25 protein-coding genes are annotated in these 19,073 nt (G+C 56.2%); 19 read left to right on the top strand and 6 right to left on the bottom strand.

The genetic code is table 11. The annotated features are described in order from the left end of the window. Nucleotides 1-260 precede the first annotated feature (260 nt). From ENN68_05795 to ENN68_05785, 3 genes are all read right to left on the bottom strand, one after another. On the bottom strand, nt 261-812 hold the full coding sequence (locus ENN68_05795; protein HDS45591.1) for a DNA protection protein DPS: 552 nt from the start codon (nt 810-812) through the stop codon (nt 261-263). A 101-nt stretch (nt 813-913) separates the two neighbouring features. Beyond that, nucleotides 914-1,726, bottom strand: coding sequence for a ZIP family metal transporter (locus ENN68_05790; protein HDS45590.1), 813 nt, complete (start codon nt 1,724-1,726; stop codon nt 914-916). 38 nt (nt 1,727-1,764) lie between these two features. Beyond that, the gene (locus tag ENN68_05785) at nt 1,765-2,154 is read right to left on the bottom strand and encodes a DUF488 domain-containing protein (GenBank protein HDS45589.1); all 390 of its coding nucleotides are present in this window, start codon (nt 2,152-2,154) and stop codon (nt 1,765-1,767) included. A gap of 281 nt (nt 2,155-2,435) precedes the next feature. Here ENN68_05785 and ENN68_05780 point away from each other — a divergent pair, with 281 nt between their 5' ends. Continuing rightward, nucleotides 2,436-3,644, top strand: a complete 1,209-nt coding sequence (locus ENN68_05780; protein HDS45588.1) for a GMC family oxidoreductase — start codon at nt 2,436-2,438, stop codon at nt 3,642-3,644. Here ENN68_05780 and ENN68_05775 read toward each other — a convergent pair. Next, nucleotides 3,634-3,963, bottom strand: a complete 330-nt coding sequence (locus tag ENN68_05775; protein HDS45587.1) for a transcriptional regulator — start codon at nt 3,961-3,963, stop codon at nt 3,634-3,636. The genes ENN68_05780 and ENN68_05775 overlap by 11 nt on opposite strands. A 287-nt stretch (nt 3,964-4,250) precedes the next feature. Between ENN68_05775 and ENN68_05770 the strand changes: the two genes are divergently transcribed. The 6 genes from ENN68_05770 to ENN68_05745 all read left to right on the top strand — a co-directional run bounded on the left by ENN68_05770 (nt 4,251) and on the right by ENN68_05745 (nt 9,621). After that, entirely contained in the window at nt 4,251-5,348 is a 1,098-nt protein-coding gene (locus tag ENN68_05770; GenBank protein ID HDS45586.1) for a radical SAM protein, read from the top strand. A 118-nt stretch (nt 5,349-5,466) separates the two neighbouring features. After that, a complete protein-coding gene (locus ENN68_05765) occupies nt 5,467-6,489 on the top strand; it encodes a hypothetical protein (GenBank protein ID HDS45585.1) in 1,023 nt (340 codons plus the stop codon). A gap of 46 nt (nt 6,490-6,535) precedes the next feature. After that, a complete protein-coding gene (locus ENN68_05760; GenBank protein HDS45584.1) occupies nt 6,536-6,796 on the top strand; it encodes a thioredoxin family protein in 261 nt (86 codons plus the stop codon). 51 nt (nt 6,797-6,847) lie between these two features. Then, entirely contained in the window at nt 6,848-7,294 is a 447-nt protein-coding gene (locus ENN68_05755; protein ID HDS45583.1) for a thioredoxin family protein, read from the top strand. A 3-nt stretch (nt 7,295-7,297) separates the two neighbouring features. Then, nucleotides 7,298-8,368 carry an ACR3 family arsenite efflux transporter gene (gene arsB / locus ENN68_05750; protein ID HDS45582.1) on the top strand — a complete coding sequence of 357 codons (1,071 nt, stop codon included), beginning with the start codon at nt 7,298-7,300 and terminating at the stop codon, nt 8,366-8,368. Nucleotides 8,369-8,544: 176 nt separating this feature from the next. Next, complete coding sequence (locus ENN68_05745) at nt 8,545-9,621, top strand: hypothetical protein (protein ID HDS45581.1); 1,077 nt, start codon at nt 8,545-8,547, stop codon at nt 9,619-9,621. 55 nt (nt 9,622-9,676) lie between these two features. On the opposite strand, the gene ENN68_05740 is transcribed toward ENN68_05745, so the two are convergent. Then, nucleotides 9,677-10,567, bottom strand: a complete 891-nt coding sequence (locus tag ENN68_05740) for a rhodanese-like domain-containing protein (protein HDS45580.1) — start codon at nt 10,565-10,567, stop codon at nt 9,677-9,679. Nucleotides 10,568-10,659: 92 nt separating this feature from the next. Between ENN68_05740 and ENN68_05735 the strand changes: the two genes are divergently transcribed. The 10 genes from ENN68_05735 to ENN68_05690 all read left to right on the top strand — a co-directional run bounded on the left by ENN68_05735 (nt 10,660) and on the right by ENN68_05690 (nt 16,861). After that, on the top strand, nt 10,660-11,400 hold the full coding sequence (locus ENN68_05735) for a hypothetical protein (protein HDS45579.1): 741 nt from the start codon (nt 10,660-10,662) through the stop codon (nt 11,398-11,400). 13 nt (nt 11,401-11,413) lie between these two features. Beyond that, complete coding sequence (gene arsM / locus ENN68_05730) at nt 11,414-12,175, top strand: arsenite methyltransferase (protein HDS45578.1); 762 nt, start codon at nt 11,414-11,416, stop codon at nt 12,173-12,175. After that, the gene (locus ENN68_05725; GenBank protein ID HDS45577.1) at nt 12,169-12,843 is read left to right on the top strand and encodes a tetrahydromethanopterin S-methyltransferase subunit A; all 675 of its coding nucleotides are present in this window, start codon (nt 12,169-12,171) and stop codon (nt 12,841-12,843) included. The genes arsM and ENN68_05725 overlap by 7 nt, the downstream gene beginning before the upstream one ends. Before the next feature lie 61 nt (nt 12,844-12,904). Continuing rightward, nucleotides 12,905-13,222 carry a cupin domain-containing protein gene (locus ENN68_05720; protein HDS45576.1) on the top strand — a complete coding sequence of 106 codons (318 nt, stop codon included), beginning with the start codon at nt 12,905-12,907 and terminating at the stop codon, nt 13,220-13,222. Between the two features lie 80 nt (nt 13,223-13,302). Then, nucleotides 13,303-14,208 carry an ABC transporter ATP-binding protein gene (locus tag ENN68_05715; protein HDS45575.1) on the top strand — a complete coding sequence of 302 codons (906 nt, stop codon included), beginning with the start codon at nt 13,303-13,305 and terminating at the stop codon, nt 14,206-14,208. After that, nucleotides 14,205-14,933, top strand: coding sequence for an ABC transporter permease (locus tag ENN68_05710; protein ID HDS45574.1), 729 nt, complete (start codon nt 14,205-14,207; stop codon nt 14,931-14,933). The genes ENN68_05715 and ENN68_05710 overlap by 4 nt, the downstream gene beginning before the upstream one ends. Nucleotides 14,934-15,147: 214 nt before the next feature. Beyond that, nucleotides 15,148-15,564 carry an ArsR family transcriptional regulator gene (locus ENN68_05705; GenBank protein HDS45573.1) on the top strand — a complete coding sequence of 139 codons (417 nt, stop codon included), beginning with the start codon at nt 15,148-15,150 and terminating at the stop codon, nt 15,562-15,564. 16 nt (nt 15,565-15,580) lie between these two features. After that, on the top strand, nt 15,581-15,826 hold the full coding sequence (locus tag ENN68_05700) for a thioredoxin family protein (GenBank protein ID HDS45572.1): 246 nt from the start codon (nt 15,581-15,583) through the stop codon (nt 15,824-15,826). Beyond that, on the top strand, nt 15,793-16,329 hold the full coding sequence (locus ENN68_05695) for a hypothetical protein (GenBank protein ID HDS45571.1): 537 nt from the start codon (nt 15,793-15,795) through the stop codon (nt 16,327-16,329). The genes ENN68_05700 and ENN68_05695 overlap by 34 nt, the downstream gene beginning before the upstream one ends. After that, the gene (locus tag ENN68_05690) at nt 16,298-16,861 is read left to right on the top strand and encodes a sulfite exporter TauE/SafE family protein (protein HDS45570.1); all 564 of its coding nucleotides are present in this window, start codon (nt 16,298-16,300) and stop codon (nt 16,859-16,861) included. The genes ENN68_05695 and ENN68_05690 overlap by 32 nt, the downstream gene beginning before the upstream one ends. A gap of 244 nt (nt 16,862-17,105) precedes the next feature. Here ENN68_05690 and ENN68_05685 read toward each other — a convergent pair whose 3' ends face one another. After that, nucleotides 17,106-17,270: a hypothetical protein gene (locus ENN68_05685; GenBank protein HDS45569.1), complete on the bottom strand. Its 165-nt coding sequence runs from the start codon at nt 17,268-17,270 to the stop codon at nt 17,106-17,108. 107 nt (nt 17,271-17,377) lie between these two features. On the opposite strand from ENN68_05685, the gene ENN68_05680 reads away from it, so the two are divergent. Both ENN68_05680 and ENN68_05675 read left to right on the top strand, forming a co-directional pair. Then, nucleotides 17,378-17,620, top strand: a complete 243-nt coding sequence (locus ENN68_05680; protein ID HDS45568.1) for a NifU family protein — start codon at nt 17,378-17,380, stop codon at nt 17,618-17,620. Between the two features lie 185 nt (nt 17,621-17,805). Beyond that, the gene (locus ENN68_05675) at nt 17,806-18,582 is read left to right on the top strand and encodes an adenylyltransferase (protein ID HDS45567.1); all 777 of its coding nucleotides are present in this window, start codon (nt 17,806-17,808) and stop codon (nt 18,580-18,582) included. Nucleotides 18,583-19,073 lie beyond the last annotated feature (491 nt).

Here is a 19,073-nt window from a genome sequence, read left to right as displayed (position 1 = left end):
TGAACTTAAAAAGGTATGGATGACTGTAGTTACCGTTTTCAGCGTCTCACTTTGTTGGAGGGTGAGAATGTCTCCCGAATTTCAGCGTCCAAGACGCCAGTTTCTGTGCATGATAAGAGAGAACGCCACGATTCGTCCTAAGCAAACCGCCCGATACATCATGATGGTCTTCGATTGCTATTGAGCTATACAAAGACCAAAAAAGAAAAAGAAAAGGAGTCCGCAAAAATGCCGGGACTCCGATTTACGCACGATTCAACTCATCTCAGGAACTTCGAGACGAATGGCGAGGTTTCTCCTCTACGCAGGAAGTGCCCGGACGGTCCCTCACCAAGGAACTCGGAGAACCAGGACTCGTGCTCGATCTCTTCGTTCAGGATCGCCTGAGCCAGGTCGTAGGTGCGGTGATCCTTGCCCGCCGTTAGATTGCAGATATGCGTATAGCCACGGACTGCGCAGCGCTCCGCTTCCACGAGCACCTTCAGGATTTCGATGACGTTCGTACTGTCCTTCGGTAGGTATGCAGGTGGGCAGGCGGATATATCGTGGAACTGCTTCATATCCCTGGGCAGCTCGCCACCAAGCTCGTAAATACGAGGCACGAGCGCTTCGAAGTGGTTCCGGTCTTCTATGCGTGCGGTCTCCGCGATCTCCTTGACCCCCTCGCCCTCCAGGCCGATGAGATTTGCCCGAAGGATAGTGTAGTAGTAGAACGTGGTCAGCTCGGCCGCAGCATTCTTGACCAGAAGCTCCAGCAATTCGTCGACATTGATCCCCGATTTCTCAACCATCTCACGCGTTACTTTTGCCATTATATATCATCTCCTGCATACACAAGGTGTGCGAGGCAATAAAAAGTTTTCCCGTGCACACATTCATGATCGGCAACAGCGAAGTTGCCGGTACGTATAGGTTACCCAAACGCGACATCGAGCACCATCATGACCACGAACCCGAGCATCGCGCCCATCGTCGCCAGATCAGCATTACCGCCGCGTTGCGACTCCGGCACGACCTCTTCGACCACCACGAAGATCATGGCGCCAGCCGCGAAGGCGAGCGCATAAGGGAGGAGTGGGCGGGCGAGGATGACCACTGCCGCGCCGGTAACACCTGCGATCGGTTCCACGACGCCCGATAACTGCCCGTACCAGAAGCTCTTCAGTCGCGACATGCCATCGCGCCGCAACGGCATGCTCACCGCAAGCCCTTCGGGGAAATTCTGGATTCCGATACCCACTGCCAGGGTAACGGCCGCAGCGAGTGTTGCCGCGGGATAACCCGCGACGATGGCGCCAAAGGCTACACCGACTGCAAGTCCTTCGGGTATATTATGCATGGTGATAGCAAGAACGAGCAGGGTGCTCCGGTGCCACGAGGTCTTGATCCCTTCCGCTTCCTCGATCGGATAGCCGACATGGAGGTGCGGGAGTACCTTATCGATCATACGTAAACAAGCGCCACCGGCGAGAAAGCCCACTGCCGCCGGGAGCCATGCGGGCATATGCTGCCCGCTCGACATCGCGATCGAGGGCGCGAGGAGCGACCAGAAACTGGCTGCGATCATCACACCACCCGCGAACCCGAGCATGCCGTCCAGTACGTTCCGCTTTACCTCTTTGGTCATGAAGACCGTTGCGGCCCCCAGCGCGGTCATGAACCAGGTAAACACGGTCGCGAGAAGTGCCTGGAGAACCGGATGGAGATCCTTGATAACCTCCAGCATGGTATAGCTCCTTTACCCGCGTACGGGCATACAAATTCTCACTCTATAACGTTGTCGTTATGCTCGTTTTTATTACCCATATTCACCGTTTGGATATACGATACAAGAGCCATAGCATTATTCAACGTATCGTTTTTAGCACTGTACAGCAGCGTTACGCTTCCTTTTACTGATTCTTCACGTATTGCATCTAACAGCTCGTGTTTACCCTCCAATTCACCAAAATACCGCTTTTTGAATTCGTCCCATCGTTCTTCTTTATGCGCGAACCATTTCCTTAGTTCGGTGCTTGGCGCTATATCCTTGAGCCATAAGTCCACGCTGGCCTTATCTTTGCTTAGACCACGGGGCCATAATCTGTCAACCAGTATCCTAAATCCATCATCTTCTGCGGGCTGCTCATATATCCGTTTTACTTTTAGGGTCATTATAACACCCGTTCTCCATTACGTTTTAGCAAACTAATACCAATTTCCCTATTCTTGTAACGTTTTCTTCATCGAGCGCGCCATTAACTGCCACCCTGCTATTACACTCGAATATTCTGCCCCAACATATCTTTCAATACTTATATTAGCCTATGCACGCATCGCGTATATAGCTTTCGCACCTTCGGGCCTTTGCCACCTAACATCTTTTTGCTCTTGAAGTCGACTTTTGCTCCGCGCGTCCCTAAGTTCATTTTATCGCAGAGCATATCAGAAAACCGATGCGCGTACTTATTGTGGGCTCAGGCGCGGGAGGCGCGACCGTCGCGAAAGAGCTCGCCGCTCGTGATGCCGAGGTCGTTCTTCTCGAACGCGGCCCGGGGGTAACTGAGAAAGAGGCCACGTACTGCTATGCCACCGTACGGTCAGAGGTCGAGATCCTCAGAACGTGCTGCCTGGGTGGTTCGACCCTGGTCTCCGCGGGAAATTGCGTGCGCGCGTTAGAATCAGAGCTGCGCGCCCTGGGGCTCGACCTCCGCGCGGAGTTCGAGGAGATCGAGCATGAGCTCAGGATAAGACCGCTCCCGGATTCGCACCTCGGCGCGGGCACCAAACGGCTCATGGCAGCGGCCACAGAGCTTGGCTTCCGGGTCACGAGGATGCCGAAATGCATCGATCCCGCGAGGTGCACGCCCTGCGGCAACTGTGCCTTCGGCTGTCCGCACAACGCGAAATGGACCGCGCTCGAGTTCCTCGTGCAGGCGAGACAGAACGGTGCAAAGATTGTTACTGACACACCAGTAATCGATCTGGTGGTGAGAAACGGCGCGATTGCCGGTGTACGCACCCGGAACAGGATTTACGAAGCTAATATCGTCGTGCTGGCTGCAGGCGCGCTGGAGACACCGCGATTGCTGCAACGGACAGGCATGCCCATATCACCACACCTATTCGTTGATACGTTTACGACGATTGGCGGTGTATTGAAAGGAATAGGGCAGAACAGCGAAGTGCCGATGAACGCGTCGATCGAGTGTAGCGAGTTCGTGCTTTATCCGCACGTCTCGAACCGGCTCGTACGAGCGCTGAGGGGAAACGGCATCACGGTCGCGTCAGAGGACATCCTCGGGATGATGGTCAAGATACCGGATGACGCGGTAGGAGCAGTGGCAGATGAGATAACGAAGCGTGTAACGACCCACGATGCTGCGCTACTCGCTGAAGGCGCCTCGATTGCACGCACGATATTAGAACGGGCCGGTGCAGACGCCTCAACCTTTGTTTCGACGCCGCTCCGGGGCGCGCATCCCGGCGGCACCGCCCGCATAGGTGATGTAGTCGATAAAGAACTTGCAACAGAGATCGAGGGGCTCTACGTTGCCGACGCCTCGGTGCTCCCAGCCGCACCCGGTGCACCACCGATGGTCACGATCATCGCCCTCGCAAAGTACCTCGCCAGAAATCTGCTCCGGTCGTCCTTTATTCCGTGAGGTTATACCACTCCAAATTGCAGACCGCTTCGTCCTTCCTGATCTTCAGGCAGATCGTGCAGATGCGCAGCACCAGATCGTCGACCGTCCCCTGTACGAGGTCATCCGCAAGGCGTTTGATCTCATCCTTCGCTTCGGGAGGGAACTTGAACCCCGAACCTCGTTTCCGCGAGGTGTATTGCGAGACCGCGGCCTGCGTAATGCCCAGTGTTCGGCCAATCTCACTCTGTGACCATCCCCTGCTAACTAATTCCTTAGCCAGGGCCGCCCGTATGCAGGGCAGCACCTCCCAGACAATGACCTCACAGGGGAACTTCATCGGAGTTGTCCACTAGCTTTACCATTCCCGTCACAGAACTAAAAGGTTTCAGGGCTTTCTTTCTAAGAGACTATAACAATTGTTATAAGAAGCACGCGCGCGGCTGTGCGCTCCTGAGGACCTTGACGCAACGCAACCTCCTGTATCCTTTTTACCCTGTCCGAGATCGAGCCCCGGGTCTGGTTCATGCTGACCGGCTGTAATTTCCGCTGTAATGGCTGTTTCCGGCCCACACGCGACGGCGGAGGGACACCTCTGACCGCGACTGAGACCCTCGCGCTCATGGAATGGAGCAGGCCTGCCGTACCTATTACCGCACCATCCCCGCCAAAACACTGATCACCGGTGGCGAGCCCACACTCGATAAAGACTACCTCCTCGGGCTCGTCACCGGATTGCACGAACGAGCGTTCTCGGAGATCGTGCTGATGACCAACGGCTACGCGCTCGGCACGGACGAGCAGTACGTCGCGGAACTGGAAGCAGCAGGCTTGACTGAGGCGCATGTCGACGTAAAGGCATTTTCGGACGATCTTCATCGCAGCTATACGGGCAAATCAAACCAGCCGGTGTTGAAGGCTGTTGAGACGTTGAACGCATCCGGTATCAAGCTGCTGGTACAGACGATTTACATGCCCGGGCTCGTTGAGGCGAGCGAGATAGAACAAATAGCACAGTTCCTCGCGAGTATAAACCGGGATATACGATACCGGATCAATCCGTTCGTGCCGATCTTCGCGTTTGAGAAGGTAACGAGACGTCCGACGCTGGATGAGATAGAGCGGGCTTACAAGCTCGCGTCGCAGTATCTGCCGAACACGATCATAAGCCGGAGCTGCTATCGCGAGTATCCCACGCCACCGCCGCAGAAGACCTGGATCACCGTGTATCCAGATCTCACGACAAAGCGGCGGGGTATGGAGGACCAGATGCAAGATCGGTTATCATGGCTCAGTCACACACGATTGTGCGAGAGCAAGGAGGATTGGCAGAAGGAAGCGTGGGACTTCACGCTGCGGCATAGCCTGGTCGGAATCTCCGAGACCGCGGCACGGCAATCAGGGCCCGGAGAAGGGAAAGGGTCGGGATCGATAAAGGTAAAGTTCCCGCTCTCGTTGCACGAGTTAACCAAAACGAGATGGACAGATCTCGATTGCTGCGGGCCCACAACCATAGAAGCGGTAATGAAGAGATTGGCAGACCACTACGGGGACACATTCAGAGAGACCATTTTGAATACCGGGGGATATTCTGACGGTATAACGATCAAACGTTCCTTCAACGTGTACCTTAACGGGATGAACATCAAGAACCTGCACGGTATGCAAACCGAGATCCGGGGGGGAGATGAGCTTATCATCCTCTCGTGGGTGAGTGGCGGTTAGCCCCTGAACGTCGCAGGATTACCTGAGCAGGAGCGTGCCGGGATCGGCATGGGGCGGATCTCTCAGGGATCGGGATCACGAATCTTTTTATAGCGTGTATTTCAAATATATTTGAAATATGGACCTACCGAAATATCTGAAGGTCGCCATTCCCTGGGCGCTTACCGCGCTCGGGTTTGTGGTGCTCGTTTATCCGCGGATAACGGGTGTGCCGCTGTTCCCGGTCTTTCAGTACGAGCAGCTCAGCAGCTATCCGATCTGGGCGATCCCTTTTGTCTACATCGCGAGTTATCTGACCCGAGCCTGGGGCGCGTTCGTCTTTGCGTTCATGCTCGGCGGCATCTTCTCAGCCTTTGTGCCCCGGGCAGCGATGCTGAAGTACTTGAGCAGCGCCAAAAAGAGCTCCTATCTCTTTGCCGCTGCCTGCGCGCCCATCTTCGCGGTCTGCTCCTGTGCCATGATCCCGATCTTTGGTGGTCTCCTGATGGCCGGTGCGGGAATTGGTCCCGCGCTTACCTTCCTGCTCATGGCACCTGCGGCGAATCTGATGGCGCTGATCTTCACGATAGACCTGATCTCATGGAAGATCGCGGTTGCGCGGCTGGTCTTCTCCTTCCTCGGCGCAGTCTCTATCGGCTGGCTCGTGGCGAAGACGCCCTGGGCGAAAGCGGTGGAAGAGCGGTACCAGCTTCGTGACCTGGCCGCGGTTGATGAGCACCAGGGGTTCGCAGCGAAATCATGGAAGGCGCTCACGGAGGCGTTTTTCCTGGTGAAATCCGTGCTGCCGCTGCTCCTGATCGGCGTTGCGGTAGTGAGCTACATCGAGGCCTTTCTGCCCTACGAGCTCGTCTCGAGCTATCTCACCGGCGTTAAGGGTGTCATGCTCGGTGCGGTGATCGGCGTGCCGTTCTATACGCCAACGCTCGTTGAGGTCTTTCTGATCAAGAGCTTACTGGCTCTGGGCATGTCCGCACCGGCGGCGCTCGCATTCCTGATCGGTGGCCCGATGGCCTCAATACCCTCGATGCTCGGCGTTTCGCGATTGATCGGCTGGCGAACGGTGCTCAGCTACGCGCTGCTTGCCGTGCTCGCTGCGACAGTGGCGGGCCTGATCTACATGGTGGCCGGGTTCGGGTTATAGGTGCAGAATGATTGATAGCGAGAGCGAGAAGAAAGGAGGTAGCAAAATGAGAATCGAGATATTCGGGCCTGAGCCCTCCTGCGCGCGGTGCAAGGCCAGTCTGAAGAATGCAAAGAAGGCGGTCGAGGAGCTTGGCGTGGATGCGGACGTGGTGAAGAAGGACATTATGTCACAGGATGGTATGGCGCTTGGCATTGCACTCCCACCCGCACTGGTGATAGACGGTAAAGTGATGAAACTGGGTGCCGTGCCGACCATAGACGAGGTGAAGGCCGCGATCGAGAAGGTACGGGCGGGTCTGGCTTAGGGACGCGAGCGGCATCGGAAGAGAAACCGCGGCGTGGTGAAACGAGCGGGAATGAAGATCGAAGTACTGGGTGCGGGCTGTGCGAAATGCAGAGCGACCAAAAAGGTGATAACGCGCGTCATTCAGGAATTGCACCTGGATGCCAAAGTTGTCGAGGTCGCTGATGTTGCCGAAGTGGTAAACCGCGGCGTGATGGTAACACCCGGTGTCTTTGTCGACGGGAAACTCAAGTCTACGGGCAGGGTGCCCACAAAGGATGAAATAACCGGTTGGCTTTCGGCACGGTCTGAGGAATCAGCAGTGGCAGAAACGACTGCTACGACGCAGACGGAAGGGCTGTGTGCATGCCTCCACTACGCTATGGGGCAGGCGCGGCTGGGAAAGAAGAAGCACTTTTCTCTGCATACAATAACCTGCAAAAGATGCGGGAAATCGTTTTCATGCAACATACCGAAGGACTATTGCTTCGAGTGTGAGAAAGAGCTGAGCGAACGGTGAGCAATGGAACAGCAGGAGCGGAAACTGGGCATCTGGGAGAAATACCTCTACGTCTGGGTGATCCTCTGCATCCTTGCAGGCACACTGCTCGGCAGAGCGTATCCGCAGCTCGCGGAGTATCTCGCACTTCTGGAGGTGGCGCACATCTCCATACCCATTGCGATCTGCCTCTTTGCCATGATCTACCCCATCATGGTTCAGATCTGCTTTGATGATGTGAAGCGTGCACTTCTAACGCCCAAGCCAATCGCGACAACGCTCTTCATGAACTGGGCGATCAAGCCGTTCACCATGGCCTTCTTCGCCTGGCTCTTCCTCACCGTGGTATTTGCACCGTACCTACCCCAGGGCTCCACACTCACGCCGCTCGGTGAGATACCGCTCATTCAGCAGTATGTCGCGGGCTTGATTCTGCTCGGTGTCGCGCCCTGTACCGCGATGGTTCTCGTCTGGAGCTACCTCGCGAAGGGGAACATGGCGCACACGCTCGTGATGACCGCGATCAACTCGCTCACGATGGTCGTCCTCTACGCGCCGCTCGCAACCGTTCTCATCGGCGTCTCCGGGATCCAGGTGCCGTGGATGACCATAGCGCTTGCGGTACTCATTTACATCTGCACCCCACTGGTCGCGGGCTGGATAACCCGGGACCAGGCGATCAAGCGGAAGGGAATGGACTGGTTTGAATGCCGGTGCTGTCCTGCCCTGGGGAAAATATCGATCATCGCGCTCTTGGTCACGCTCATCGTGCTCTTCACCTACCAGGGTGAAACGATCGTCGAGCTGCCCGCCATTATCGGTATGATCACGGTCGGCATCTTCGTGAATATTCTCGTTGTCTTCGCGATTACGTATCTCATTGCGAAACCCATCAAATTGGGGTATGAGGATGCCGCGCCCACCGCGATCATCGCGGGCAGCAACCACTTCGAAGTTGCGATCGCCGTCGCCACCACCCTGTTCGGGTTGAATTCCGGCGCAGCGCTCGCGACCGTCGTCGGTGTGCTCACGGAGGTGCCGATCATGCTCTTCCTTGTCTGGTTGTGTAAACGCACGCGGGGGTTCTTTGGATGAGCAGCAGACTTGGGCCCGCGCAGAGGGAATTATGGTGATCGCTTATGGTTAGTAGATGGACAATCCCGCGCGTGTCAAGCAGAGAGGCCGATGCGCATCGTTGGAGTCCGGTGCCCACCGCGGAGCGACGAGCTGATAAGAAGGCTCACACGAACCAAGGCGGTGAGCGTTGCGCGATGCACTCATGGATCTCTGTGCTTTGCCTCGTTACAGTGCTCCTTATTACTGCTACTACACTCTTCAGCTCGTTCGGTGCCGCTCAGAACACGGTCTCGCTCTACTACTTTTACGGCGCGGACTGCCCGCACTGCCTGGCGTTTACGCCTGAGCTCGAGTCGCTCGAGGCGAAATACCAGGATATCCGCGTGCATAAGCTCGAGATCTCGTATAACGAGACGAACGCGGAGCTCCTGAATGCCTTTATCCGCGCTTACAATCCACCGGCGGTGGACATACCCGCGGCCTTCATCGGCACTGCCGCGCTCATCGGCCACGGGCTCACCCGGGAGCGGTTGGAAGCAGAGATCCTGCGCTGCCGCCAGATCACGTGCCCTGATCCCATTTCCTTCATCGAGAGTACGGAGGAGGAGCCACAGATGTCCGTGATGCCCATCCTTATCGGTACTGCTCTGGTCGAGGGCATCAACCCCTGTAGCATCTCGGTCCTGATCGTCCTGCTCGCGTCCCTGCTCGCGGTGAGGACGAAACGGCGTGTGCTCATCGTGGGGCTGGCATTCATCATCGCGGTCTTCGGCACGCATCTGCTTCTCGGCTCGGGTCTTATGCAGTTTTACCTCTTCGGGGGCGTCGCACCGGTCATGCGCGCGATCGTGATTGCGGTCGTCATCCCCGCGGGGATCATCAATATCCTCGATTTCTGGCGCGGGAAATCAACGCTCGCTATTCCCATCGCGCTCAAGCCGTTTCTGGGCAAGCTTGCACGGCTTGCATCCATCCCGGGCGCCGTGCTCCTGGGCATCGTGGCCACCCTCGCCGGCCTGCCCTGCACCGGGCCGCTCTACCTGCTCATGCTGGACCTGTTTGCGGGTAGTCCTGCCCAAACCGGGTCGTATCTGCTCCTCTACAATCTCATCTATGTCCTGCCCCTGGTGATCATTCTCCTGGTCATCTACCTGGGCACTGCACCTGAAGAGGCGGAAGCATGGCGAAAGGGCGCCCGGCGGTACATGAAGCTCATCGTGGGTGTCGTGATGCTCGGCGTCGGCGGTGCGATGCTCCTCGGTGTCATCTGATCGCTCTGTGCGCCGTGATAGTTCATGCGTGAGTTCATCACGGCTGAGTACAACCTCAAGCGCGCCTTCTCTCCCGTACCCGAGAGGCCACGGTCAAAACCACGGTCAGTGCCAGCATCAGCTCGAAGCCCGGTGTCGCCGGGGTTTCCTCCGCGGTCGAAGTCAGGGGATAGTTGCTCTCGTTCCACGCATTGATCCCGCCGACCACGGTATATACCCGCTCGAAGCCCTGCTCGATCAGCACGGTCGTAGCGAGCGTGCTGTTCGCCCCGTCTTCACAGTACACCACGATCTTATCGCTCTTGTTCAATGCCGCGGTGCTATTCGTGAAGTTTGCGAGCGGCACGGAGATCGCGCCCTTAATGTGCGCTGCGTCATAGTCCGTCGCATTCCGCACGTCCAGCAGAACGACTTCTGGTGAGTCCGAATCGACCAGCCGCCGCGTCTCCTCCACCACGATATCCACGGGAATGACACGGTTGGGCACCGAGGTGATCGCAATGCTGTGCGTTGCTTTTACTACCTCGCCGCCGTGGGTGACGGTCGCCTCAAGGTAATACGTGCCCTGAGAGATCCCTGCGCAGGAAGAGCACGAGGGTAGTGTCTTGGTAAAGGCGAACGTATTCTCGCCAATGGTGAGGTTCGTCTTGCTCGAATAAGTGACGTATTTCACCCCTTTGCTGCTCAGCACGCCCTCCACCCGCACGAGTGCCCCGGACACGTTCTCCGGTGAATACACGGCTAAGGAAACATTCATCACCCCCCGCGCCGAATAGAGATCCTTATCAGTCGTAAAGTCGGTGACCGTGATCCCTTGCTTGACCGGCGGCGTAACGGCACCATACACGGGTATGAGAACCGCCACGAGCACGAACGCCAGCACCAGCAGTACCACGAAGATAGCACCTCTACCTCTACCTCTACCTCTGCTAGAGCTCTTCTTCATTTCTCGCGTGCACCCACCCCATCATCTTTTTATGCTGATATTTCAAATATTTTTGAAATAGTGGGGCGCATATAAAAAGGTGGTGAATTGCCATGCACGAGAAGCTTAAAAAACAGGATTATCCAGACGCTCAAGCAAAACTCATGAGTTTTTTGGATTTGAAATTCCCACCGGTTGCCGTCAGCCTCATCAGGCATGAGGAACAGCTACCGGAGGGCGTGAAGGAGCTCGAAAAGCCGATGTTCTACTGCGCCATGGTAAAATACGCGATGCTCGGCAATGTCTTCTACGCGCGAGAGACAGTTCATGCCTGCAAGCGCGGTGCTTCTGCTCTTGGTATGTGTGAAATTCCGGAAGAGGAGATGACGGGCGAATTCTACGTGCATAAAGCCTCATGTAGCTCTATCGAAGCAGCGTGGCAGTTTTTAGACGCTTCCCCCAGCCTGGAGTCCGGGAGAATATACGCCACGATCCTGGCTCCGTTAGCGAAAACGCCCGTGACACCCGAGGTCATTCTTATAGAAGCGATACCGCGGAGGGCCTTTGAGCTCATCCATGCCACGCTCTACGACGTGGGCGGCAGAACCGCGAGCTGGATTTCACCGCCACGGCAGGTGTGTGCATACGCCACGGTAAGACCGTACTTATCCGGCGAGCTGAACCTCACGATCGCCTGCGAGTCCGCGAGAATGGTTGCCCGTGCGGTTGGTTGCGAATACCTCGATGAGACGGTGCTGGTGGGCGTGCCGGCGGAGATGCTGGGAACCGTGCTGGAGAACCTGCCGAGAATCAGCTATGTGAAAGCGCGACTCGGTAAGACTGAAGGAAGATGAGTGGAGATGAGAAATGAACCGAGAAAAAGAGATTAAAGAATATGTGAAGGATCGATACGCGAGGATTGCATCCACGGGGGATTCGTGTTGCCCAGGTTGTGCGTGCTCTGCTGATCGTGTTCAACCGGCTGAGGCGATAGGGTACTCGGAACGAGAACTCAGCAGCGTCCCCGAGGGTGCCGTGCTGGGGCTCGGTTGTGGCAATCCAACAGCACTGGCAGAACTACAGGTGGGTGAAACCGTTCTGGACCTTGGCCCCGGCGGGGGGTTGGATGTCTTCCTCGCAGCCCAAAAAGTCGGTGCTCAAGGGAAAGTCATTGGTGTCGACATGACGCCGGAGATGATTGAAAAGGCGCGAGAAAACGCCAGGAAAGGCCACTACCTAACTGTTGAGTTCCGGCTCGGCGAACTAGAAAACCTACCGATCGAGGATAATTCTATTGACGTCATCATCAGCAACTGCGTCATCAATCTCTCACCGGATAAACGAGCCGCGTTCAAGGAAGCGTTCAGGGTCTTGAGGCCGAATGGCAGGATCCTTATATCCGACGTGGTAACCGAAGGAGAACTCCCCGAGGACGTCCGACGGAGCTTCGAAGCCTGGGCAGGCTGTATCGCCGGCGCTCTGGAGAAGCAGGAATATCTGGATACGATCAGGAAAGCGGGTTTCCGGAATGTGATGATCGTTGGTGAACATTTTTATAGCGTGCCTAACAGGGACGATAGACTTACCGGTAATCTCAGTAGCATCCACGTACGGGCATACAAATGTTGAAGGTAAAGCCCCCGGACGAATATCCACCGGAAGAGGGCCGCTATCTGCGGGGGAATGATTACTCGCCCGTAGCCGTTTGCGCCATCTTGAATACGTATGACTTCAAGATACCACAGCGTATTACGGACATCGTTCGGGTTTCGATCGAAGCCGGCGCCGCATTGGCCGGCACGCTCCAGACTGAGAACATCGGCATTGAGAAGATCGTTGCGAACGTGGTGGCCAATCCGAACATACGATATATCGTGCTCTGCGCCGTGGAGTCCCCGGGGCATCTCTGCGGCGAGGCTCTGATCGCGTTGCTGGAGCACGGCGTTGATGAGCAGAAGAAGATTATCGGCACTGAAGCGCTCACACCCTTCCTGTATAACCTGCCGATCGAATCGATCGAGCGGTTCAGGAAGCAGGTGAAGCTGATTAATATCCTGAACGAAGGGAACCCGGATGAGATAAAAGCGGCGGTACGGGCCTGTTATCAGGAGGAGCCAACCGAGTTTCGCGGCTACCTGCTCTCTGATCTCGGTGCGTATCCCGAGCCGCCAATTGTGCAGCCACTCACGTGGCGGATAACCGAGCCCTGGAAGGTCGTTACGAAGGAGGAAGAGCGGCGACTGACGGAGATCAGGGAGAAAGCAGCATCTGCGGGGAAGAAAGAATCCCGAAGGTGAAGAGCGGGCGGATAGGAGCTGAGTATAGAACTGTTAAAGACGAAAAAGGAGGTGAAATAGTATGGTAGACCTGATAGACCACTTTGATATACAGGGACGTATCGAATACGATGAGAACGCTCCGGTCAAACACGACCTGCTCAAGACCGAATGGTTTAATGCCGTCCTGGTATGCCTGGAGGCAGGGCAGGAGATCCCGCCGCATCCCGAGCCTTATGCGGTCCTGTTCATCGTGCTTGACGGTGAGGGCACCATAACCGTCGGTATTGAGCGCTATGATGTTACGCCGACGCACGTGATCTTCGCTCCTCAGGGCAGCGTGCGGGGCATAGCACCACGCACACGTATGAGCATTCTGGGCATCCAGCAGCCGCATTAAGCTTGCGGGACCGCCAATAAGAGATGAAAAACAGGTTCAGTAACGATGTGGATCGAGCTACGGTATAAAGGGCGGTGCAGATGGAAGCAATCGACGTAAGGGACCTGAGCAAGAGTTTTAACGGGCTGAGCGCTGTTGATCGCGTTACGTTCACGGTGCATCAGGGCGAGATCTTCGGCTTCCTCGGGCCCAATGGCGCGGGTAAGACGACCACGGTACGCATGCTCACCGGCGTGCTCAAGCCGGATGCCGGAGAGGCTCGGGTACGGGGGCATGACCTCAAAACGGATCTGGTGAAGGCGAAGGCCGTACTGGGCGTGGTGCCCGAGACGGCGAATGCCTATGGTGATCTAACCGCCTGGGGCAACCTCATGCTCATCGCGTCGCTCTATGGCATCCCACGACGCGACGGTGAGCAGCGAGCAGCCCGCCTGCTCACGGAATTCGGGCTCTATGAGCGGCGAGCGAGCAAGGTGAAGGGCTTCTCGAAAGGCATGAAGCAGCGGCTCATGCTCGCGATGGCACTTGTGAGTAACCCGGAGGTTCTCTTTCTCGATGAGCCGACGAGCGGCCTGGACGTCCAGAGTGCGCGATCGATCAGGCAGAAGATACGGGCGCTCAGGGATGAGGGCCGGACGGTCTTTCTCACGTCCCACAACATGCAGGAGGTGAGCATGCTCTGCGATCGCGTGGAGATCATCAACCGCGGTCAGATGGTGGCCCTTGAAAGCCCCGAGATCTTGCGGCACCGGATCGGTGGTACGGTAACCGTCGAGTTCAGCTTCGACAAAACACCCAGCAGCCCGCCACCCAGCGCCGAGCGCATAGGTGATGCCTACCGGCTGTATACCACCGAGCCGCACGAGGTGATCAGCTCGATCATGGGGTTCGCCACACGTAACGGATTGAAGCTTATCAGTGTAAACGTTCAGTCCCCCTCGCTGGAGGACGTCTTCGTGAAACTAACGGGAGGCGCACCTGAATGAGTATGAAGGTCTGGGCGATCACCAGGAAGGACATCCAGCTCTACTACTTTAAGGGGCCCGTGGTCATCTTCGGCGTATTGTTCCCGCTCTTCCTCTTCCTCGCCTTCACCATCGGCCGCGACTTGCCCGCGGCGTTCCTCATACCCGGGCTCATGGCCATGACCCTCTTCTTCACTGCCACCTCGGTCTCGCCGGTGATCATGCCGTGGGAGACGCAGATGAGGACGCTGGAGCGGCTCATCTCCTGCCCTATCTCCGTGCGAACCCTGATACTGGGCGATATCCTGGCCAGTTTCATCTTCGGCGTCTGCATCTCGGCCGTGCCCGTTGCCGTGGGCGTTGCGCTCGGTGTTGGCGTGCGGAGCCCGATCATCTTACTCGCAGCGATCATCCTCGCCGCGTTCTGTTTCTCCGCGCTCGGCTTGCTCTTCTCCACACCGCCGACGAGCCTGGTCTCGAACATCATGATGCTCTCCACGTTCGTGAAGTTCCCGGTGATCTTCATCAGTGGTATCTTCATCCCGGTCGAGCAGATGCCGGGCTGGGGTGTCGCGGTAGCCTCGCTCTCACCACTGACCTATTTCACCGATCTGGCGCGATATGCACTGCAGGGCTATGCCTATTACCCGGTCTCCGTGGATTTCGCGGCTTTGCTCGGCTTTTCCGCACTATTCCTGCTCCTCGCGGTGAAGCTGCATGAACGCGCACTGCCGAAGCGATTTTAACGGGTGTGAAGGTTCTTCATGCTCGCTCGGAGTTACTATCTTTCTCTCGAGCATAGGGTATTGCATGGACGAAGCATCCCGGAGCTTCGGCCACACCACCAGTTTTTTATGCGGCAATTTCAAATAATCTTGAAATATCGGATCGGGCATGAAAGCGCGGACGACCCAGAGATATGACACGGTAAAAGCCACGAGGAGCGGGGATAAAAGAGCAATGGGCGCATCAGAGAATGAGGTGAGCGTTGCAGCACGCAAAAAGAAGCGAGCGGTGGCATGCAACCACGGCTATAGCTGCAACATTCCTGCTTCATACGAGATCCCCCTGGAGACGTTAGAGCGCGTCAAAGAGGCGACGGCAGTGGACGTGGGCGCACCCGTCACCGTATTCAAAGCGCTTGCAGACCCGCTCCGGCTGCGGATCTTGAAGGCGTTGCGTGTTTCTGACCTCTGTGTCTGTGTCCTGATAGAACTTCTCGATTGCGAATATTCAAAGCTGTCGTATCACCTGGGCGTGCTGAAGAAAGCAGGACTGGTAACGTGCACACAAAACGGAACGTTTCTCATCTACCATCTCACGGAGTTCGGACGGGTGGTACTCGGCGGTGTGGACGCGATTAAAAGCCAGGATTGAAGAAGGTGAGACGTAAATAAAGATTCTGGGCACGGGCTGCCCCAAATGCCGGAAGGCGTACGCGAATGCGCAGCGCGCGATTGCGGATCTCGGCATCGAGGTGAAGCTGGAGAAGGTGGAAGATTTCGACGAGATACTGCGCTACGGTGTTATGATAACACCCACGGTCGTTATCGACGGGCGGGTACGGGCGAGCGGCAGAATACCGAGTAGGGAGGAACTGAAACAATGGCTGCAGGAATGCCCGGCCCGTTTAAGCTAACCTGCGCTGCTGGCATCATTCTGACCGGCGTGCTGCTCCTGCTCCTCGTCTGCGGCTGTATCGCACCGGACTCAGAACCCGGTAATGCCGCAAAGAACAACCCAACGACCACGGCAACACCCGCACTCACCACGACACCCACTACCGCCAAAGCGGTACCGGACACGATCAGAGTGATAAAATTCCAGCCCACGCGAGTCTGTCATTCGTGCCTGCTCCTCGGCAACTACGCGAAGGAGACGATCGAAGTATACTTCCCGGCAGAATACGCCGCGGGGAAAATCACCTACGAGACGGTGAACTACCAGGATCCTAAAAATGACGAGTTAGTGCGGAAGTATGGGGCGATGGGCTCCTCGCTCTTCATTACGGTTATGCGCGAGGGTGAAGAGGAGATATACAGTGCGAACGACATGTGGGGCTATATCGGCGATAAAGAGGAGTATATGACCGTATTCAAAGCCAAGCTGGATGCGCTCATGGCGGGTGAAGATTATGCTTGATGCTCTTGTCAACGATGTGATCGCGAACACGGAATTCGTCCTTCTCGTCGCGTTCCTGCTCGGCGTCTTGACCTCTATCAGTCCCTGCCCGCGCGCCACTAATATCGCTGCCATCGCGTATATTTCTCGTGACGTAAAGGATCCGCGTCACACGCCCTTCACGGGGCTCACGTACACGTTGGGCCGCATCGTTGCCTACTCGGTAATGGGTGTGGGCATCCTGGTGCTCGGCATGAATGTGATTGATCTTTCGCTTGCGCTCCAGGGTATTCACGGCACAATCTTAGGCATGGTGATGAGTGTTACCGGGCTGGTTATGATCGGACTGATCCATATTAACCTGACGTTTGGTAGCGGTGGTCTTACTGAGCGGCTCGGCCAGAAGGCCGCGAGCTTCGGCCTGGTCGGTGCATTCCTTCTTGGCGTGCTCTTCGCGCTCGCCTTCTGTCCTTACAGCGCCGTGCTGTTCTTCGGTGCGCTGATACCGCTCGGGCTCGCCTCTGACTCAGGACTCATTCTTCCTGCAATTTAGGGGCTTGGAACAGGCATTCCCGTGCTCATCTTCTCCCTATTCTTCTTCCTCGGCGTGCAGGAAATGAACAAGCACGTTAAGAACGTGTATAAGCTCGAACGGCTTTTACGCGAGGTAATAGGACTCCTTTTCTTGGCGCTTGGACTATATCTCATCTTCGGATAGATCTTATTCGCGCACCTAGTGGCCAGGTACGTTCCGCTCACTCCAGAACAGAAGAACTGAGGTGATGCAGGTGGACGGGCTATTCTCTTCGCTGCCAGATCAACACGAGCGACTTCAACTCGTTGATCCGGTACTCGCAGGCCCGAAACGCATTCTGGCGGTGCTTCGCAGTCACGAGAATACCCACAATATGCTCTCCACGGTTTATGGACCATTCTCGAAACCTGAGCTCCAGGGGTTCCATCACCACAGCCCTTCTCAGCCGTCCAATAGTAACCCTCAGTGCTCGCTTTCAAGCCCTCAGTTTCAATCTTTTTATATAACGATCGTTATAGTAGGACGTGAAGAGCAATGATTGAAAAGGTGAGAGAAGTCATTGAGAAAGAGATCAAACCGCTCCTTATGATGGAGGGCGGTAGTATCGAGCTGGTGGGCGTGGATGATGGTATCGTCAAAGTGAAGTTGCAGGGCGCCTGTGCGGGCTGCCCCATGAGTCAGTACACGCTGGTGAATTTCGTCGAGGCGACCCTACGGGAGCGAATCCCCGAGGTTAAGGGCGTCGTCCGCGTACATGAGTTCATGGGTTTCCAGTAAGCAGGTGCGGTTTTAAGGAGGGTTTAGAACATGGTTACCTGTGAACTGTGCGGCACGGAAACTGCGGATCCTTTGACGCTCTACGGTCGTGAAGTCTGTCGCGAATGCTATGCGTACTATAAGGCGATCGAGGGACGTGGATGCGGATGCTGCAGTTGCGGCTATCCTAAGTAAGTGAAGCCGAGTTGGTGCGATACGCACGACAACTGAAACTCCTCGGTGAGGCTGGTCAGAAACGGCTCAGAGCGGCAACCGTGACCATTGCTGGGGCTGGCGGACTCGGCTCGGTCTCAGCGGCGTATTTAACGGCTGCGGGAATCGGCCATATTCGCATCGTTGATGACGATGTGGTTGAGCTCAGCAATCTTAACCGCCAGATGCTACATTGGGATGATGATCTCGGGACGCAGAAAGCCGACTCGTTTCGGAGAAAGCTCTCCTGCATGAATCCTGCTGCTGTCGTGACGATGGTCACGCAGCGCATCGATGAGGAGACGGTTACCGAGATCGTGCGTGATTCAGATGCGATTGTGGACGCGCTCGACAATTTTCACACGCGGTACCTCCTCAACCGCGCTGCACTGCAAACCGGCATCCCTTATTTCTACGGTGGCGTGCAGGGCTTCGACGGTCAGGCGGCAACGATCATTCCCGGAAAGACCGCCTGTTTGCGCTGCATATTCCCCGAAGCGTATCCATCAGAGCCGGTATCGGTAATCGGTCCCACCTGTGGGGTGATCGGTTCCATACAAGCAGCGGAGGTCGTGAAATATCCGACGGGCGTTGGGCTCGTTTACGAGCGATATAACCGCGGCGAGCTAATCTCGGACGACGAAGTCACGTTACTTTTTGATCCCGAGACGTTCCAGCCACGGGTAAATATACGATACAACCTCGATCACGCCGCCGCGAAGGGCATTATCGATCAGGGGATGAAGAATGACCTGATATCCGGAACGTGATTTCGAGGCGATCATCACGCGTGCAGAAGCTGAACTGAACGCGGACTTCAGGCGGCTGCGCGCCTTCCTGCAGAGCGAGCGGCAGGATGTGAAGCGTGAAGATGCAATCGAAGCGTTAAAAACGGTATTAGAGGAGGAGGTCGAGACGTAAAAAAGCGCTCATTCTACCTCTCACTTACGCCAATCTCCTTGCCACCTTCTTCACAGACACGCGGGTAGTGGATCGGTGCATGATGCCCGCTGCAGAGCATGCGGAAATCAGCCATGCGTGGACGCCACAGCAGTACAATGTGAGGGGAATAGTAACAAGCCTTCCCACTGATAGACTTATTCCAAATCGCCCTCATACAGGGTTGGATGCGCCGTTATGTAAGACGTTCGCTTATTCCTGGCTGAGCGCTGGGTTGATATCCAAAGCTCACGCGGGGGTATGCTGATAACAACGCCAGGTATTCCGCGAGATTGCCACATCTCAATTGTTTTTTTGTTAC

It is taken from the genome of Methanomicrobia archaeon, assembly GCA_011049045.1.
Taxonomy (GTDB): domain Archaea; phylum Halobacteriota; class Syntropharchaeia; order Alkanophagales; family Methanospirareceae; genus JACGMN01.
Note: the sequence above shows the minus strand (reverse complement) of the source record. Positions and strands in the feature narration are given on the sequence as shown.

Bases quoted from the DNA above. Each gene is read 5' to 3' on its own strand.
- ENN68_05795 (HDS45591.1), bottom strand. From the start codon at position 812: ATGGCAAAAGTAACGCGTGAGATGGTTGAGAAATCGGGGATCAATGTC.
- ENN68_05790 (HDS45590.1), bottom strand. From the start codon at position 1,726: ATGCTGGAGGTTATCAAGGATCTCCATCCGGTTCTCCAGGCACTTCTC.
- ENN68_05785 (HDS45589.1), bottom strand. From the start codon at position 2,154: ATGACCCTAAAAGTAAAACGGATATATGAGCAGCCCGCAGAAGATGAT.
- ENN68_05780 (HDS45588.1), top strand. From the start codon at position 2,436: ATGCGCGTACTTATTGTGGGCTCAGGCGCGGGAGGCGCGACCGTCGCG.
- ENN68_05775 (HDS45587.1), bottom strand. From the start codon at position 3,963: ATGAAGTTCCCCTGTGAGGTCATTGTCTGGGAGGTGCTGCCCTGCATA.
- ENN68_05770 (HDS45586.1), top strand. From the start codon at position 4,251: ATGGAGCAGGCCTGCCGTACCTATTACCGCACCATCCCCGCCAAAACA.
- ENN68_05765 (HDS45585.1), top strand. From the start codon at position 5,467: ATGGACCTACCGAAATATCTGAAGGTCGCCATTCCCTGGGCGCTTACC.
- ENN68_05760 (HDS45584.1), top strand. From the start codon at position 6,536: ATGAGAATCGAGATATTCGGGCCTGAGCCCTCCTGCGCGCGGTGCAAG.
- ENN68_05755 (HDS45583.1), top strand. From the start codon at position 6,848: ATGAAGATCGAAGTACTGGGTGCGGGCTGTGCGAAATGCAGAGCGACC.
- arsB (HDS45582.1), top strand. From the start codon at position 7,298: ATGGAACAGCAGGAGCGGAAACTGGGCATCTGGGAGAAATACCTCTAC.
- ENN68_05745 (HDS45581.1), top strand. From the start codon at position 8,545: ATGCACTCATGGATCTCTGTGCTTTGCCTCGTTACAGTGCTCCTTATT.
- ENN68_05740 (HDS45580.1), bottom strand. From the start codon at position 10,567: ATGAAGAAGAGCTCTAGCAGAGGTAGAGGTAGAGGTAGAGGTGCTATC.
- ENN68_05735 (HDS45579.1), top strand. From the start codon at position 10,660: ATGCACGAGAAGCTTAAAAAACAGGATTATCCAGACGCTCAAGCAAAA.
- arsM (HDS45578.1), top strand. From the start codon at position 11,414: ATGAACCGAGAAAAAGAGATTAAAGAATATGTGAAGGATCGATACGCG.
- ENN68_05725 (HDS45577.1), top strand. From the start codon at position 12,169: ATGTTGAAGGTAAAGCCCCCGGACGAATATCCACCGGAAGAGGGCCGC.
- ENN68_05720 (HDS45576.1), top strand. From the start codon at position 12,905: ATGGTAGACCTGATAGACCACTTTGATATACAGGGACGTATCGAATAC.
- ENN68_05715 (HDS45575.1), top strand. From the start codon at position 13,303: ATGGAAGCAATCGACGTAAGGGACCTGAGCAAGAGTTTTAACGGGCTG.
- ENN68_05710 (HDS45574.1), top strand. From the start codon at position 14,205: ATGAGTATGAAGGTCTGGGCGATCACCAGGAAGGACATCCAGCTCTAC.
- ENN68_05705 (HDS45573.1), top strand. From the start codon at position 15,148: ATGGGCGCATCAGAGAATGAGGTGAGCGTTGCAGCACGCAAAAAGAAG.
- ENN68_05695 (HDS45571.1), top strand. From the start codon at position 15,793: ATGGCTGCAGGAATGCCCGGCCCGTTTAAGCTAACCTGCGCTGCTGGC.
- ENN68_05690 (HDS45570.1), top strand. From the start codon at position 16,298: ATGCGCTCATGGCGGGTGAAGATTATGCTTGATGCTCTTGTCAACGAT.
- ENN68_05685 (HDS45569.1), bottom strand. From the start codon at position 17,270: ATGGAACCCCTGGAGCTCAGGTTTCGAGAATGGTCCATAAACCGTGGA.
- ENN68_05680 (HDS45568.1), top strand. From the start codon at position 17,378: ATGATTGAAAAGGTGAGAGAAGTCATTGAGAAAGAGATCAAACCGCTC.